The organism is Erysipelothrix enhydrae (genome assembly GCF_035066605.1).
Taxonomy (GTDB): Bacteria; Bacillota_I; Bacilli_A; order Erysipelotrichales; family Erysipelotrichaceae; genus Erysipelothrix; species Erysipelothrix amsterdamensis.
On the sequence record NZ_CP125807.1, the window covers coordinates 1,213,458 to 1,229,881 of the forward strand.

General features: G+C 37.0%; 15 protein-coding genes and 1 other annotated feature. Of the genes, 14 read left to right on the top strand and 1 reads right to left on the bottom strand.

Translation table 11 applies throughout. From position 1 onward, the window contains the following. Positions 1–26: 26 nt before the first annotated feature. From mraY to LLS04_RS06080, 14 genes are all read left to right on the top strand, one after another. Positions 27–989: a phospho-N-acetylmuramoyl-pentapeptide-transferase gene (gene mraY / locus LLS04_RS06015; protein WP_323610801.1), complete on the top strand. Its 963-nt coding sequence runs from the start codon at positions 27–29 to the stop codon at positions 987–989. A 1-nt stretch (position 990) separates the two neighbouring features. Beyond that, the gene (gene murD, locus LLS04_RS06020) at positions 991–2,265 is read left to right on the top strand and encodes a UDP-N-acetylmuramoyl-L-alanine--D-glutamate ligase (protein ID WP_323610802.1); all 1,275 of its coding nucleotides are present in this window, start codon (positions 991–993) and stop codon (positions 2,263–2,265) included. A gap of 60 nt (positions 2,266–2,325) precedes the next feature. Continuing rightward, positions 2,326–2,613, top strand: a complete 288-nt coding sequence (locus tag LLS04_RS06025) for a post-transcriptional regulator (protein WP_003773168.1) — start codon at positions 2,326–2,328, stop codon at positions 2,611–2,613. Further along, positions 2,610–4,322, top strand: a complete 1,713-nt coding sequence (locus LLS04_RS06030; protein ID WP_323610803.1) for a hypothetical protein — start codon at positions 2,610–2,612, stop codon at positions 4,320–4,322. The genes LLS04_RS06025 and LLS04_RS06030 overlap by 4 nt, the downstream gene beginning before the upstream one ends. After that, positions 4,315–5,847 carry a single-stranded-DNA-specific exonuclease RecJ gene (locus LLS04_RS06035; protein ID WP_323612139.1) on the top strand — a complete coding sequence of 511 codons (1,533 nt, stop codon included), beginning with the start codon at positions 4,315–4,317 and terminating at the stop codon, positions 5,845–5,847. Before LLS04_RS06030 ends, LLS04_RS06035 begins: the two co-directional genes overlap by 8 nt. Positions 5,848–5,885: 38 nt before the next feature. Further along, complete coding sequence (locus LLS04_RS06040; RefSeq protein WP_323610804.1) at positions 5,886–7,517, top strand: Ig-like domain-containing protein; 1,632 nt, start codon at positions 5,886–5,888, stop codon at positions 7,515–7,517. 30 nt (positions 7,518–7,547) lie between these two features. Next, complete coding sequence (locus tag LLS04_RS06045; protein WP_003773173.1) at positions 7,548–8,060, top strand: adenine phosphoribosyltransferase; 513 nt, start codon at positions 7,548–7,550, stop codon at positions 8,058–8,060. 44 nt (positions 8,061–8,104) lie between these two features. Beyond that, positions 8,105–10,303 carry a RelA/SpoT family protein gene (locus LLS04_RS06050; RefSeq protein ID WP_323610805.1) on the top strand — a complete coding sequence of 733 codons (2,199 nt, stop codon included), beginning with the start codon at positions 8,105–8,107 and terminating at the stop codon, positions 10,301–10,303. Between the two features lie 33 nt (positions 10,304–10,336). After that, positions 10,337–10,521: a binding site (T-box leader), on the top strand. A gap of 33 nt (positions 10,522–10,554) precedes the next feature. Beyond that, a complete protein-coding gene (gene hisS / locus LLS04_RS06055; protein ID WP_323610806.1) occupies positions 10,555–11,835 on the top strand; it encodes a histidine--tRNA ligase in 1,281 nt (426 codons plus the stop codon). Beyond that, the gene (aspS, locus tag LLS04_RS06060; protein WP_323610807.1) at positions 11,835–13,586 is read left to right on the top strand and encodes an aspartate--tRNA ligase; all 1,752 of its coding nucleotides are present in this window, start codon (positions 11,835–11,837) and stop codon (positions 13,584–13,586) included. The genes hisS and aspS overlap by 1 nt, the downstream gene beginning before the upstream one ends. 292 nt (positions 13,587–13,878) lie before the next feature. Next, positions 13,879–14,469, top strand: a complete 591-nt coding sequence (infC, locus tag LLS04_RS06065; protein ID WP_407933720.1) for a translation initiation factor IF-3 — start codon at positions 13,879–13,881, stop codon at positions 14,467–14,469. Between the two features lie 21 nt (positions 14,470–14,490). Further along, positions 14,491–14,685 (top strand): 50S ribosomal protein L35, encoded by a 195-nt coding sequence (gene rpmI, locus LLS04_RS06070; RefSeq protein ID WP_323610810.1) that lies wholly within the window; start codon positions 14,491–14,493, stop codon positions 14,683–14,685. A 16-nt stretch (positions 14,686–14,701) separates the two neighbouring features. Continuing rightward, positions 14,702–15,061 carry a 50S ribosomal protein L20 gene (gene rplT / locus LLS04_RS06075; RefSeq protein WP_003773184.1) on the top strand — a complete coding sequence of 120 codons (360 nt, stop codon included), beginning with the start codon at positions 14,702–14,704 and terminating at the stop codon, positions 15,059–15,061. Positions 15,062–15,067: 6 nt separating this feature from the next. Next, positions 15,068–15,511 carry a MarR family winged helix-turn-helix transcriptional regulator gene (locus LLS04_RS06080; protein ID WP_003773186.1) on the top strand — a complete coding sequence of 148 codons (444 nt, stop codon included), beginning with the start codon at positions 15,068–15,070 and terminating at the stop codon, positions 15,509–15,511. 39 nt (positions 15,512–15,550) lie between these two features. On the opposite strand, the gene LLS04_RS06085 is transcribed toward LLS04_RS06080, so the two are convergent. Then, positions 15,551–16,390 (bottom strand): phosphotransferase, encoded by an 840-nt coding sequence (locus LLS04_RS06085; RefSeq protein WP_323610812.1) that lies wholly within the window; start codon positions 16,388–16,390, stop codon positions 15,551–15,553. Between the last annotated feature and the right edge of the window lie 34 nt (positions 16,391–16,424).

Sequence of the window (16,424 nt, forward strand, 5' to 3'; positions counted from 1 at the left end):
TAAATAAGATGTAAGGGAGAAAGATTATGATTGTAGGAATTATCGCAATGTTAACAGCATTTGCACTCAGTGTTGTTGCTTACCCAAGATTTATTAAATATCTTCAGAAAAGCAACATGGAACAAAAAGTTAGTGAGTATGCATTAGAAGAGTTTAAAAACAAACAAAAAACACCAACATTTGGGGGATTTGTTTTTGTCGTTATTCCTGTTTTAGTCGCTCTCGTCTTCAATGGTTTTAATTTCAATGGATCGGTTCTCTTACTTGTAGGCGTCTATGCGATGTATGCATTAATTGGATTGGTTGATGATTATAAAATTGTGAAAGAAGGGAAAAATGATGGTCTTTCACCACGTTTTAAAATGTTGGGACAATTATTGCTCGCAGTGCTATTTTACGTTATCTATATAAAAATGGGCGGCGATAATAAGCTGGCAATTCCATTTATGAAAGAGCCTTTGGATCTTGGTTGGTTCTACCTACCACTTATCATGTTTATTTTCGCAGGTTCTTCGAATGCGGTAAATCTTACAGATGGTATGGATGGCTTAGCGGGTGGTACAAGTATCATCGGATTTTCAGCGTTCGCATTTGTTGCGTATACGGTAAATCGTATGGATATTTTTATGGTTCTGTTAGCCGTTATTGGTGCACTTTTCGGATTTTTAGTTTTTAATCGTAAACCTGCGAAAATCTTTATGGGTGACGTTGGATCTCTTGCACTTGGTGCTTTATTTGCAGGGGTTTCCGTTTTACTCAATAAAGAAATTCTTTTAGCAATCGTTGGAGGTGTTTTTGTATTTGAAACACTATGTGTCATTATCCAGCGTACTTCTTGGAAGTTAAGACATAAAAAAGTATTTAAATATACACCGATTCATTACAGTTTTACGCTCAATGGTTGGAAAGAAGAGAATGTCGTCAATTTCTTCTATGCACTTGGTGTAGCCTTCGCAATCATTGGTTTAGCATTAAACGCGATTGCATAATATGAAAGCGTTAATTATCGGAGGAGCACGTTCAGGAATTGGATGTGCTCGTCTTCTTAATAAAGAAGGTTTTGAAGTGGTATTGACGACAAATCAAGACTTTCCAGAACGTTTCGAACTCGAAGGATTAGGGATTCGCGTCTCTTTAGATGATAAAGATATGCGTCTTGTGGATGCATATGACTTCGTTATAAAGAATCCGGGGATACCCAATGATCATCCGCTTGTTTCCCAATTTTCAAACATCTATAATGAGATTGAAATTGCATCTCGTTATGCAAAACACGCGAAATTTTACGCGATATCTGGGACGAATGGTAAAACAACCACAACAACATGTCTTCATGAAATGCTATTAAAAAAAGATTCGAGTGCACTTCTTGCCGGGAATGTAGGTTACGCACTCAGTGAAGCTGTCTATCGCGATGGGGATCTTCCACGCGATGTTGCTTTAGAGATATCCGCATTTCAAATGGAAGGGACACCTACATTTTCACCAGAAGTGTATGCGCTTATGAATTTAAGTCCTGATCGCATGGATCGTTATGACCATGTCGATGACTATTACAAAGCTAAGTTGAATCTATTACCGTATGTTAAAACGTTTATTAGAAATTGTGATGATCAAAATATCATGCGTTTGACACAAGATTATCAAGGGCTTGTTTATGATTTATCCATGACTCACGACGCGGATATTTGTCTTCGTGAGGGTTGGGTCTATTTTCTAGATAATCCACTTTTTGAAGTATCTACATTAAAACTTGTAGGTGCCCATAATCTGATGAACGCTGCCTTTGCAGCAACACTAGCATTTCTAGCAGGTGTGAGCCTTCATGATATTCAAGATGTAATTCATACGTTTAGTGGTGTAGAACATCGTATTGAATTTGTCGATGAAGTGGATGGCGTTCGCTATTACAATGACTCCAAGGCAACCAATCCTGAGTCTACGGAAGTTTGCCTTCAAGCTTTTGAAAAGCCAATTATTTTACTCGCAGGTGGTTTCGATAAGCATATTTCATTTGATTTACTTAAACCTTATGAAGATCGCATTAAAATGCTGTTTGTATTCGGAGAAAGTGCGGATCAGATTCGTGAAGTGTTTCCGTTTGCGATGAAAGTTGATACCATGAAAACTGCCTTTATGGAGGCAAAATCTCATGCATCATCTGGTGACATCATTGTGTTATCACCCGCATGTGCAAGTTATGATCAATTTGAAAATTTTGAAATTCGTGGTAACATATTTAAAGAATACGTTAAAACTCTCTAGTTAGAGTTTTTTCTTTTGCGTTTTTCGTGTATCATATACGTGATGAGACGAGGTGAATGTATGAAAGATGAAAACACACAACAATTTAAATTGTTACTAACATTAAGACTTCGTCAAATACATAATAATGGATTAGAAGGCGTTTCATATGATGATTTGTACCGCATGTTTACAACCTATGTATGGCGTCATAAAGAGCCAACTCGGTTAAGTGAATTGGCCGATGATATTTTTAAAACAACTGATGAAGATGTTGTAAGGTGGCTTGCGACTGAGTCTAAAATCAATGGGTTAAAATCATCTCTTGAAGACTATCAAAATTTATTTGAGGATGAGGAGATTCAATGAAAACTAAAGCTGAATTAAGAGTTTCGTTTATTGTAATCATTGTTACCGTGCTTGTAGGGTTTTTGACACTTACGACGGTTGGAAGATTGAATACGGGTTTAGGATTTGGACATGATGTACGCTTGATTGTGGAAACGAAAGATCGAACAGGCTTAAACAATTTTCTTTCGAATCAGACCCGAAACAACCGGGAATGGCGTAAACGTGTCATTGATTCAAATCACTATGCTTTATCGTTTTCAGGTGTTGAAAACATTACGGATTTAGTTAACAGTATTGATGCTCATGTTTCAGATCTTGTGGTTTGGAATACAGGGACATTTGGATCAGTGACAAAATTAATCAGTACTCAGAGTTTTATTAGTTTATATTTAGTTTTATTTATGGCTTTAACGGTAGGCTATTTTTGTTTTAGGTTTCGGTTTTTTGGGTGGATTGCAGGGATGGAGATTGTAATTGGTGTTATGTTATCCCTGCTTTTAGTTTCTTTATTTGGATATCCATTTACAAAATCTCTGTGGTATTCTGTACTGATTTCATTTATGATGCTTGTTTATCAGAAGCAGATGAATTTAGTGGATTCAGAAGGTTTGACGCTGCATGAAGTTGTGGAATCACGACAGGATATCCGTAAACGACACATTCGTGTGTCATTGTTGCATTCAGCGTTCTATCTAATCTTTGGTTTTGTGGCGGTTGTCTTGAACCGTTATGGTCTTGTACGGACGGGATGGTATATGATTTTCTTAGGTTATATCGTTTTGATCCAATTTCTCTTATTTAATTTTGTTTTTGAACGATTCTTACTCAAAATTCCGAAGTCTTCGAGTTTTGTACAATTTCAAAATATAAATGTTTTAAAAATAACCCAACCAACGCACATTCTGTTTAAAAATACTGTTTCTGTGATGCTTGCGGTTTTGCTTTTGAGTACACTGTTTGCGATTCCTAAAGGGATTGATTTACATAAGGGGTGGGATTTTGCGAATCAGAATGTTCTCATCATGAATGATGCTCGCTCAACTGCTTATCTTGAATTACAAGCTACGCTTTATGAAGTAGGAATCTTTGATAATCAATTAAGTTATGAGGTAACTGAACAAGGCGATACGTGGATTCATTTTGATGAAAATGTTACGTCGAAACAATTGGGTGCTGCGGCACGCGGTGTGAAAACAAAATTTAATGTTAAGGGAACCTATTACGATACCCACGAAAATTTATTTCCATTGGAAGATGTAGATTTCTATCTAACCTTGGGTGTATTTATTTTGGCATCATGGATTATGGTTAGTTGTATTTTTGGGTTTAAGCGCAGTATTCTAATTCCAATATTAAGCGTACTGTCTTCGATGCTCTTTGTGTTCTTAACCATGATTTATCACATTAAGTGGAGCAGGGAGACGGTTTATATTGTGTGGACAATACCGCTTATTATTGGCTGTTATTACAGTTCACAATATTCCCTAAATCGATTCTTTAATTTAGATCTCTTTGAATCGGAGTTTATGGATTCATTGATGCTTAATGTAATTTTGTTTGCGATTATTTCAACGCCTATTCTAATTATTATTCCTGTTCCAATAACGGTTGAAATGATTGCGATTTTAATGATGATGATTTTCTCAATTTACTTAGCGTTAATCATTCTTTACTGTATTGCTTGGTTAATTAGAAGGTGGGTACAAAAACGTGAACGATATGTTTAATTCTTTATCACCGCTTGTCCAAGAAACACTAAAATCAATGCACTTGTCAGATATTCAGTTACAGGAATTGTTTGATCCGACAGATCATATTGTTTCAAATGAAGCCATCGATGCGATGATTCATTTTTATCAAGCAGCCACAAAACTAATTGTATGTGGCGATTATGATTGTGATGGTGTTTCTTCAACAAGTATTGCGGTGTTATTAGCAAAAAAATGTAAGATTGAAGTGGGATACTATATTCCAAATCGACTTAAAGAAGGTTATGGTGTTTCTAAAGATACCATTACAATGGCCCATGCACGAGGGTATAAGGATGTCTTAATTATTGACAACGGTGTTAAGGCATATGAAGAAATCGCTTATGCGAAGTCTTTAGGAATGCAAGTAGCCGTCGTGGACCATCATATTATTGATGAACCGGTAATGGCGGATGCATTTTTACATCCGGATGTATGCAGTCCTTATGAAGCGTCGATGTGTGCAAGTGGTTTAATCTACTGTGTGGCGGAGACGATGGGGCTTGCGGATGCGTACATGCTTGCGATGGCGTGTACTGCAACGGTTGCGGATGTTATGCCTTTATGGGGTAAAAATAGAGAAATTGTTCGAAAAGGAATTGATGCACTAAATCAAAATCAGTTCTTACAATTTGATGCATTAGTGAAGCGTAATCGCTTTACACATTACTCTGCGAAATTGCTTTCTTTTCAAGCAATTCCTAAAATTAATACGGTGGGACGATTGGGTGATTTGGCCAATGTGAATACTTTAGTTCAGTACTTTACAACGACGGATGAATCGGTGATTACCTCCTATGCGAAACAGTTGTTTAAATTAAATGACTATCGCAAAGAACAAGGAAAAGCACTTAAAGAAGTTGCGATGACGCAGGTGAATGATGATCCGATCCAAATTATTGTCGATAGACGGTTTCATGAAGGGTTGTTAGGGATTGTAGCCAATCAGGTAGCTCAAGAAACCATGAAACCGACCTTAGTCTTAACGGAATATGATAATGTCCTAAAGGGCAGTGCACGGAGTATGACATTTTCATTACAAGATATATTTACAGAAGTTCGTTCAGATTACTTTGTAGCAATGGGTGGGCATGATTTTGCTTATGGAATGACGCTTAATAAAGCAACCTTTGAGGATTTTAAATCCGATGTGAACCAGCTTGTTTCGGATTTTGGTACATTTGAAGGACGTCGTGAATCGGTTCTTGCAATTGACCCATCATGGATCACGAAAACGGCTCTTGAACAATTACGTCAGCTTGAACCCTTTGGGGAAGGTTTTAAACTACCGTTAATGAGTATTGATATACCGCGTGATTTCCAATTGTATAACCTCAATGGTTATGGTTTTAAATACGCATTTAATAACTTTTCATTTGATGAAGCAGTATTTTTTACACAACAATATCAAAAATACCAACTTCAAACAGCACGATGTTTAATTGGAACCTTAGATTTAGACAGTCGTTCAAAAAATGTATTGTTCGTGGAAGATTTTGAATAACTTGTGATATGATAGGACTATTGAATAGGAGGCATGTTATGTTTAAAACATTTTTAGCTACAGTATTACTTCTCAGTGGTATTGGGCAAAATCCACAAATTAATAAGCAACCCATTGCGGATAAGATTCCTCCTACATCACGTCGTGTTGCGGTGACGCAAGATGATGCGGAAGTTGTAAAAGATCCTATAAAAATTAAACAGGCTAAATATGATCTGTATGAAAATTCAAGCATGCAGATTGATTTCACCTTAGAAGGTCTAAGTAAACAAGCGACGGTATCTTTCAAAAGCGAAAATCCAGATATTGTAAGTGTATCGGAAAAAGGTTTGATTACTGCACTTGCGAAGGGTTCATCCATTATTACGATTGTGGCGGTGGATGGGGAAGAAATCTACACGAAAGAAATCAGTGTTAAAGTAAATGTTCTTGATGGGACCATTAATTTTAAAAATGAAGATGTGTATATCAACCGCGGTTTTGAATATGAGTTGGAATATACCTTAAGTAATGATGCTATGAAAGATAAAAGCATTATTTGGTCTTCGGACAATACAGCGGTTGCGGATGTTGTGAATGGAAAAGTGACAGCAAAATCAGCTGGTACAACAACCATCACAGCGCGTATTGGGACAATTACATCAAGTGTAAAAGTTACTGTAACAATTCCCTTACGTGATATCGAGTTTAATCCGTCTAATCTGACGATCGTTTTGGAAGATGAAGTAGAAATTCCGGATCTTATTTTTGTGCCCTATGATACAACAACGTCCCGGAATGCTAGTTATGTTTCGGAAGATAATGGAATTGTTGAAGTTGTGGAAAATCGTCTAATTTCGAAAAAAATTGGGAAAACGAAAGTTACCGCAACGATTGGTGAACACCACGCTGAATTAGAAGTAACGGTTAAGTCTAAGCAAACGGAATCGGGCGCTGATATTATCAAATTAAAAGTTGATAAAGAAGAAGGGGATCGCCTTGTACTTGTAACAGATAACTTAATTAAGTCTGAAAATCAAAAGTATGCCTTAACGTTACCTGATGAAATACTAACCAAGTTTATCGAAGCGCGTGATCATTCGGAAGTAATCCTGGTCCTCGATGATGTTTTACTCGAAAAAGATATGTCTAATTTGGAATCATTTATTGTTTCGGAAACCGTAATGAGTGCATTGACGGATAAAACCTTATCCATTCACTTAGTTGATAAACGAAATGTTCCACTCATTATTTATAATTTCCAAGGTTCATACCCGCATGATGTGGATTTACGATTTAAGATCATTCAGATTACGGAGCGTTCACCGTTGTATGAACAATTATCAGGACGTGCTTTTGAATTGATGTTTGCGAATCAAGCTCAGTTTGGCGAAGGCACAACCGTGGAATTATCTGCGAAATTAATTGAGTCAACGTTTTCGCAAATGCACTTTATTTATGAGCGAACCAATAAAAACGAATTAGAGTTTACCAATCAAGAAGTATCGGTATCCAATGAGGACCGACTCAAATTTTCAGTTACCAATAATGACTACGTGATCACGTTTAATAAACTGGCGAAAACAGATGATCATTTTATCATCATCTCTTTATTAATCATCGTATTGACAATTGTTGGAGGAAGTGGTTTTTTCTATTTTAATAAGTACAAGAAAAAGAAAAAACTATGATATAATAATGATTGTACTTTGGAGGATGTTATGGATTTAAAAAACTATATTGCAACAATTGATGATTTCCCTAAAGAAGGCATCAAGTTTCGAGATATTACCCCTTTAATGGCAGATGGCGAAGCGTTTGCGGAAGCAACACGACTTTTTGAAGGATTTGCCCGTAAGGTGGGTGCAGATGTTATTGTGGGACCTGAATCCCGAGGATTTATTTTTGGATGTCCCGTAGCATATGCAATGAATATTGGCTTTGTTCCTGTTCGTAAACCAGGTAAACTACCACGTGAAACGGTAAGTTACAAATACGATCTCGAATATGGGTCCAATGAGCTTCATATCCATAAAGACGGTGTTAAACCGGGTCAGAAGGTTCTCATTATTGATGACCTACTTGCAACAGGTGGAACCGTTGAAGCTTCAGTAGCACTCATTGAAGAATTAGGTGCTGAAGTTGTAGGATGTGGATTCCTAATCGAACTTGAAGATTTAAATGGCCGCGATAAACTTGAGGGCTATGAAGTCTTTACAATTATGCAATACTAAGAACGAAGATCCCTTCGTTCTTTTCTCAAATTTGGAGGTAGCCGATGAGACAATTTCAAGATATAAGTTTTGATATGATACTCGAAGAGACGTCAAAATATATTACAACACCTGAAAACATTGAATTAATTACGCATGCTTATGAGTTTGCGGAAGCGAAGCATTCAGGTCAATATCGTAAAAGTGGTGAACCGTATATTGTTCATATTTTACACGTGGGCTATATTCTCTCAAATTTAGGCATGTCTCCAACCACAATTTCAGCAGGGCTTTTGCATGATGTTATTGAAGACTGTGATGTAAGTAAAGAAGAACTTGCGGAAGAGTTTAATCAAGAAATCGCAACACTTGTGGAAAGTGTTACAAAAATTGGTAATATTGAATTTAAAGATGAAAAAGAGTATCTTGCTGCCAATCATCGTAAAATCTTTATTGCGATGGCAAAAGATGTTCGGGTTATTTTTATTAAACTGGTAGACCGTCTTCATAATATGCGAACACTTCAATACCATAACCCTGAAAAGCAAAAAAAGATTGCGGCAGAGACATTGGATGTCTATGCACCGATTGCCCATCGATTGGGTCTTGGAGAAATTAAAAATGAACTTGAAGATTTGAGTTTTAGTTACCTTCACCGTGATAAATATTATGAAATTGCCCGTCTTGTGGATGATCGTAAGGCTGAGCGCGATGCTCAAGTTACACGTATGATTGAAGATATTGCAGAGTTATTACTTGAAAATAATATTCGTTTTAATATTTTTGGTCGTTCCAAGCATCTTTACTCTATCTATAAAAAAATGACGACAAAGCATAAGCGATTTGATGAAATTTTAGATTTGCTTGCGATTCGTATTATTACGGAGACCGAGTTAAATTGTTATGAAATTTTAGGTCATATTCATGCGAACTATCGTCCCATTCCTGGACGTTTAAAAGACTATATTGCAATGCCGAAGATGAATATGTATCAATCCCTTCACACCACAATCGTTGGTGACGAAGGTGCTATTTTTGAAGTTCAAATTCGAACGAAACAAATGGATGAAATCGCGGAGCGTGGGGTCGCAGCGCATTGGCGATATAAAGAAGGCAATACCAATCAAGAAGCAAATCAAAAAGAAATTGAAGACCGACTCTCATGGTTTAGAGATATCAACATTCTTACCGAGGGCGTCGATGAGAATGCTCAGGATTATATGAATGTGCTTCAAAAAGATATTTTCGAAGCAAATGTTTATGTTATGACTCCGAAAGGGCGCGTTATTGGTCTTCCTAATGGTGCGACACCGATTGATTTTGCGTATCGAGTTCATACCGAAGTCGGTCATCAAACGGTTGGTGCTATCGTTAATGGTACATTAGTACCTTTGAATACGCCGCTTAAAACTGGGGATGTTGTTCAAGTGAAGACATCAAAACAATCGACTCCAAGTGAAGACTGGCTTAAAGTAGTCCAAACAACACATGCTCGAAACAAAATTCGTAATTTCCTTCTGAAACAACAGATGGATAATCGTAAAGAAATTGTGGATAAAGGCGAAACGATGTTTAAGGATGAGTGTAAACGTCGTGGTATTGATGAGAAAGAATTAAAAGCGTCCAAACGCTTTGAACATGTTTACAGTCAATTTTCGGTAAATTCATTTGATGATTTAATGTATGCGATTGCGTCAAAATCCTTGTCATTTCCCGCTCTTTTTGAAAGATTGGATCTTAATAAAAACTTTAATGACGAAAACAGTAAGGTAGAAAAAGTTGTGGCCCGTAGTGCGACCCAACAAAGTAAGTCAACCAGTAAGTCAGGTGTGAGTGTATCGGGAATTGATTCGATGATGATTGGCTTGAGTAATTGTTGTAATCCTGTTTATGGCGATGAAATTGTAGGTTATGTTACTAAAGGTAGTGGTGTTAAGGTCCATCGAAAGGACTGTCCAAACATTGCACATGAAACCGCACGTTTGATTGAAGTTCAATGGGAAGAAAATCACGAGCAAGGGGAGTATGAAGCCGTGCTTCAAATTCTTTCCACAGATCGTAATTTTTTACTTACCGATATCATCACAATTGCTTCACAACTCAAAGTGCGACTGAATGCTGTTAATTCAGAAATCAACGAAGATCGAATTCATGCTACGACGACCATGCGTGCAGTTGTTCGTGATGCAGATCACTTAAAAACATTGATTGCGAATTTAAGAAAAGTTGATAGTGTCATTCGTGTTGATCGCATCACTTTGTAATTGCATCTAAAGTGCGATTGTGTTAAAGTAATATCATATTCAATGATCATGATTAAATTCTGGTTTGATTGTAGAGAAATGCTGGTTGGTGAAAAGCATATCAATAAAGGAATGGGACACATGGGAGATACAATTTTGAATCAGTAGAAATTGTCGTGACTCGCGTTAAGAGATTAAGTAAAAAACAAAGGTGGTACCACGCGATTTGCGTCCTTGGTAGCACCTTTTTATATACTAGAGGAGGTAGAATTATGTCAGAAAATTATCGCGCACCTCGCGGTACACAAGATGTTTTTGGAGCAGAGGCTAAAAAATGGCAACACATTGAGCGCATCGCTCGGGAGATGTGTGATCGATATCATATCACTGAAATGCGTACACCAGTTTTTGAACATACACATGTATTTGCGCGTGGAAATGATGGCAGTGATGTTGTTAATAAAGAGATGTATACGTTTGAAGATCGTGGCAATCGATCGCTTACCCTGAAACCCGAAGGAACTGCAGGTTTGGTTCGTAGTTTTGTAGAACATAAACTTTACGCAACAGGAGGCGCTTTGCAACGTTACTTCTACATTGCACCAAACTTCCGCTATGAAAGACCTCAAGCTGGACGTTTGCGTATATTCCACCAATTTGGTGTTGAATTTCTTGGAGAAGCAAACCCATATATCGATATTGAATCAATGCTTGTCGGTATCAATATTTTAAAAGAAGTTGGAATCACACAATTTAAATTAGTAGTCAATACATTGGGTGATCAAGAATCTCAGGATGCTTATAAAAAAGCCTTACGTGATCATTTTGCAGGTCATCTCGATACGATGTGTGCGGATTGTCAACGTCGTTATGAACAAAACCCTTTACGAATGTTGGATTGTAAAGTAGATCAAGAACATGAAGCGATGAAAACCGCTCCAATTAATCATGACTATTTAAACGATGCTTCACGAGAATACTTTGAAGAATTAAAACGAACGCTTGATGAACAAGGGATTGCTTATGAAATTGACTCGCGTTTGGTACGTGGTTTGGATTACTACCACCATACAGTTTATGAGCTCATTTCTACAGACCCCAAAGCTGCGTCTCAGTCAACAATTTTCGCAGGTGGACGTTACAGTAAGCTTGTAGAATATTTTGGGGGGCCTTCAGTAGATGCAATTGGATTTGCGATGGGTCTTGAACGCCTTCTACTCTATGCAGATTTAGCGGGTGTTGAATTTGATACCGAAGATCGTATTGATGTATTTGGAATGCCTTTAGGACATGAAGCAAATGGCTCGATGTTTAAAATGATCGAAATGTTGCGTGAAGCAGGCTATGATGCGGATATGGATTACTACAACAAATCGATGAAAGCACAATTTAAGCAAGTTGATCGCTTTAATGCGAAAATTGCGATGATTTGTGGAAGTGATGAAGTTGCAGAAAATGTCGTAACTTTAAAAAATATTGAAACACAAGAACAATGTCGTGTGGCCCACGAGGATGTCGTGGAACAGGTTAGAAAGTGGATTGGAGCTAAATAATGGAAAGAACACATCATAATGGAACGTTAAGAATTGAGCATGTTGGACAACATGTGGAGCTGGTTGGATGGGTTGCGAAACGTCGTAACTTTGGTTCAATTAATTTTATTGATTTAAGAGACCGAAGTGGTTTGATTCAATTAGTTGTGAATCATGATGAATATCCAATTGTTCAAGAATTAAAAAATGAATTTGTTATTTCGGTAAGTGGTACCGTTCGTGAACGTCAGGATAAAAACCCTAAAATGGATACTGGCGATATTGAAATAGAAGTAACTGAAGTTAAGATTATCAATAAAGCAGCACAAACACCGATGATTATTGCGGATGAAACGGATGCATTGGAAGAAACACGTCTAAAGTATCGTTATCTTGATTTGCGTCGTCCGGTAATGCAAAATAAATTGATTACACGCGCACGTATCGTTACCGAGATGCGTCGTACCCTTGATGAAATGGGATTTATTGATGTTGAAACACCAATGCTTACAAAATCAACACCTGAAGGGGCTCGCGAATATCTTGTACCATCACGTGTCCATGAAGGTGAGTTTTATGCGCTTGCGCAATCACCACAAATTTTTAAGCAACTACTTATGATTGGTGGTCTTGAACGTTACTATCAAGTTGCTCGTTGTTTCCGTGATGAGGATTTACGAGCTGACCGTCAGCTTGACTTTACTCAAGTCGATATTGAAGCATCCTTCTTGGATCAACAACAATTTATGAGTCTTGTGGAAGAAGTTGTCGATAATGTAATGGTCAATGTTTTAAGTCTTGAAAAACCTCGCATTCCTCAAATTCGTTTTGAAGATGCATTGAATGTTTATGGATCTGATAAACCGGATATGCGTTTTGAAATGTATTTACAAGATTTTAATCGAATTTTTATGCTTAGTGAATTTAAAGTGTTCAGTGACACCCTTAAAGAGGGTGGTGTCTTAAAAGGTCTTGTACTTAAAGGACAAGCAGAATCGATGACACGTAAAGTAATGGACAAATATACCGATCTTGTAAAGAAAAACGGATTAAAAGGTTTGGTAGTCTTGAAAGTTGAAGAAGAAGGTTTCGCCGGTGGCGCAGCGAAATTTATTGATGAACAAGAACGTATTCAAATGATTCAGGAATATGATCTAGAAGTTGGTGATGTTGTATTTATTGGTAGTGGTATGTGGGAGAACACCTGTACTGCTGTTGGTGCATTACGACTTCAACTTGCTAAGGATTACAATCTCATTCCTGAAAATACATTTGCGTATTGCTGGGTTGTGGATTTCCCAATGTTTGAAATGGACGAAGATGTTATTATTGCACGTCACCATCCATTTACAGCACCACGCGAAGACGATGAAAAACTTCTTGATACAGATCCACTCAAAGTCATCGCGCAAGCTTACGACCTTGTATTAAATGGATTTGAAATTGCTGGTGGTTCGATGCGTATTTACCGCCAAGAATTACAAGAACAAATGTTTGAAATTATTGGTTTTACACCGGAACAAATTAAAAAACGTTTTGGTTTCTTTGTGGATGCCTTTAAATACGGTACACCACCTCATGGTGGAATCGCATTTGGCTTGGATCGATTTGCAATGGCGTTAACGCACTCGGATACAATTCGTGATGTTATTGCGTTCCCTAAAAATGCATCAGCGCGTTGCCCATTAACAAACGCTCCTTCACCTGCAGTTGATAAACAACTTGAAGAATTGCATTTGGAAATCGTTCATAAGAAAAAAGATTCTGAATAATGCAAAAGCACCTTAGGGTGCTTTTTTTGTGAGTAAAGATTTTTAAAAATTATATTTTAAAATAGGTATAGGCAGAATGATAAAATAAATGTATAATATGTTCGCTAATAATTCACGCTTTGTGGACTTTGTTTCCGGAGCTGTTATTGAGTATTTCATTGACATGTTGATATGACCGTGATATACTTACCAAGCAATAAGAAAGCAGAAGCACACTTCTCACCTGATGATTCATTCATAGGTAATAAGCTTAGGTCAATATTAATTTATACCTTTGAGTGTGTTTCCTATAATGAGACACATTTTTTATTGTTTACACCACAAGGAGGTGAATTTTATTAGTAGAAGATATGGAAATGAAAAGCCTAAAGGACCAGAGGATTTAGTGAACGAAGCAATTCGTTTTAAAGAAGTTCTTGTTATTGGACCTAAAGGTGAACAACTTGGAATCCTTATGCGTCGCGAAGCATTAGAAAAAGCCAATGAGCACAATCTTGATTTGCTTTGTGTTGCGCCTAATGGAAACCCACCAGTATGTAAAATCGTGGATTACGGTCGCTATCGTTTTGAATTACAAAAGAAAGCGAAAGAAGCGAAGAAACATCAACATGTTACCCAAATTAAACCTCTTCGATTATCACCAGTTATTGATCAACATGACTTTGATACAAAGTTACGTCATGCTCGTAAATGGTTAGAAGAAGGAATCAAAGTTAAAGTTGACATGAGATTTAGAGGACGTCTTATCACTCGTTTAGAGGTTGGACGAAAGACAATGGATAGTTTCATCGAGGAATGTTCAGATTTAGGATCCGTTGAAAAACGTCCGAAACTCGAAGGAAATACAATGTCTGTAGTAATATCTCCAAATAAAAAGAAATAGTTTATAAGAGGAGGGCCAGTTATGCCTAAAATGAAAACAAAACGTACTTTAGCAAAACGTGTTAAACGTACAGGATCAGGACAATTAAAAAGACAACAAGCTTATGTTTCTCACTTTGCTAGACATAAGTCAAATAAACAAAATCGCCAACTACGTAAAGCTACATTAGTTTCTAAGAGCGATTACAAACGCATCAAGCATTTGTTACAAGATTAAGGAAGGATGAATTAGTATGCCAAGATCAACAAATTCAGTAGCGTCACGTGCACGCCGTAAAAGAACATTAAAATTAGCGAAAGGTTACTATGGTTCAAAACATGTACTTTACCGTACAGCTAATGAACAAGTTATGCGTTCACAACGTTACGCTTACCGTGACCGTAAACAATTAAAACGCGAAATGCGTAAACTTTGGATCACACGTATTAACGCTGCTGCTCGTCTAAATGACATGAGCTACAGCCAATTAATGCATGGTCTACGTTTAGCAAACATCGAAATTAACCGTAAAATGTTATCAGAAATTGCTATCCATGATCCTAAAGGATTTACAACTTTAGTAGGAAAAGCTCAAAAAGCTTTAGAAAAATAATAAATCATGAGAGATGATGCTGGTAAAGTAATTAATGAATTATTGGTTGATATTTTTAATCAAATTTTAATATTAGAAGAACGATATCATCGAGTTCATGGTGTTCGATTATCTATGACGGAAATTCATGCACTTGAAAGCATTCAAAAAAGCAAATCGAAAATGATGCGGGATGTTGCGGAGGCGCTTCGAATAACGCAAGGCACTTTAACAACAACGATCAATCGATTAAGTCAAAAAGGCTATGTTCTTCGTGAACAAGATGAGAACGACCGACGTGTTTATCGACTCCGTTTAACGGATAAAGGTGAAGCGGTTATGGAAATTCATAATCAATTTCATGAAGCCATGTCTGAACGATTGCTACTTCATCTACAAGATAAAGAAGAACTCATCGATTCCATTGCGGAAATTAATGAATTCTTCAAAGAATTATATGAAATTAATTAGATCCTTCGGGATCTTTTTTTATAAACAAAAACCCACCAATTATTGTTTGGTGGGTTTTGTTTTAGAATAGGCCTCGCAAAGTCTTTGGTATTTCAAAGCGGCAATTTCTTGGTAGATGGCTTGTTGATGTGATTCTAACATCATAAGTCCCCAAGCACACCATAAGGCGTTGTGTGCCACTTCAAAGACATCAAGCTTATGTTGGATTGTTTCGCCCGGTAATGATCCGAAGTACGCGTAATAGAACTGATTTCGCACTTCGGTGTCTGTGATATCATTTTCAGTGATGAAAGACATGACATCAGAACATGGATCGTTATCCATAGCATATTCAAAATCAATGAGATAATCCTGTGTATCGGTAAACAGAAAATTACCGGGTACCAAATCATTGTGACATAAAATTGGGTTGTCATGCGAGTAAGCATCGGCTTCGTTCATAATTTCCATCACAAAATTCGGATCGTAACAAGGATCTTTGATTCTGCTTCGGTACATTTCAAAATGATCCTTAATACTAAATACTTTTCCTGATTTGAGCTTCAAATTATGAAATGAACGCATGAGCTTTGCAGCCCGGTCAAGGTATTCAATTGAGAAGGTCTCAGCCTTTTCAACATAGTTCGCACATTTTATGCCCGTATTTGGATCAAAATACCAAAGATGGGGTTCAAGATTGGAATCATTCAAGAGATTAAGCACATGACCTTCATGGACATAATCAAACAATCCGTGATTTTCAGGTTTGGGCATTCTTAAAACCACATCGTAATGTTCCGTCTTTACATAGAAGTTATCATTAGTAAGTCCGGTATCGATATGTTTGATCTGAAGGGCATCTTCATTTAGAATGTGTCGAATGGTTTTTTGAATTTTCATAGTGTAATTATATCATAAGTGTTATAATTTCATA

Bases quoted from the DNA above. Each gene is read 5' to 3' on its own strand.
- mraY (WP_323610801.1), top strand. From the start codon at position 27: ATGATTGTAGGAATTATCGCAATGTTAACAGCATTTGCACTCAGTGTT.
- murD (WP_323610802.1), top strand. From the start codon at position 991: ATGAAAGCGTTAATTATCGGAGGAGCACGTTCAGGAATTGGATGTGCT.
- LLS04_RS06025 (WP_003773168.1), top strand. From the start codon at position 2,326: ATGAAAGATGAAAACACACAACAATTTAAATTGTTACTAACATTAAGA.
- LLS04_RS06030 (WP_323610803.1), top strand. From the start codon at position 2,610: ATGAAAACTAAAGCTGAATTAAGAGTTTCGTTTATTGTAATCATTGTT.
- LLS04_RS06035 (WP_323612139.1), top strand. From the start codon at position 4,315: ATGTTTAATTCTTTATCACCGCTTGTCCAAGAAACACTAAAATCAATG.
- LLS04_RS06040 (WP_323610804.1), top strand. From the start codon at position 5,886: ATGTTTAAAACATTTTTAGCTACAGTATTACTTCTCAGTGGTATTGGG.
- LLS04_RS06045 (WP_003773173.1), top strand. From the start codon at position 7,548: ATGGATTTAAAAAACTATATTGCAACAATTGATGATTTCCCTAAAGAA.
- LLS04_RS06050 (WP_323610805.1), top strand. From the start codon at position 8,105: ATGAGACAATTTCAAGATATAAGTTTTGATATGATACTCGAAGAGACG.
- hisS (WP_323610806.1), top strand. From the start codon at position 10,555: ATGTCAGAAAATTATCGCGCACCTCGCGGTACACAAGATGTTTTTGGA.
- aspS (WP_323610807.1), top strand. From the start codon at position 11,835: ATGGAAAGAACACATCATAATGGAACGTTAAGAATTGAGCATGTTGGA.
- infC (WP_407933720.1), top strand. From the start codon at position 13,879: ATGAGACACATTTTTTATTGTTTACACCACAAGGAGGTGAATTTTATT.
- rpmI (WP_323610810.1), top strand. From the start codon at position 14,491: ATGCCTAAAATGAAAACAAAACGTACTTTAGCAAAACGTGTTAAACGT.
- rplT (WP_003773184.1), top strand. From the start codon at position 14,702: ATGCCAAGATCAACAAATTCAGTAGCGTCACGTGCACGCCGTAAAAGA.
- LLS04_RS06080 (WP_003773186.1), top strand. From the start codon at position 15,068: ATGAGAGATGATGCTGGTAAAGTAATTAATGAATTATTGGTTGATATT.
- LLS04_RS06085 (WP_323610812.1), bottom strand. From the start codon at position 16,390: ATGAAAATTCAAAAAACCATTCGACACATTCTAAATGAAGATGCCCTT.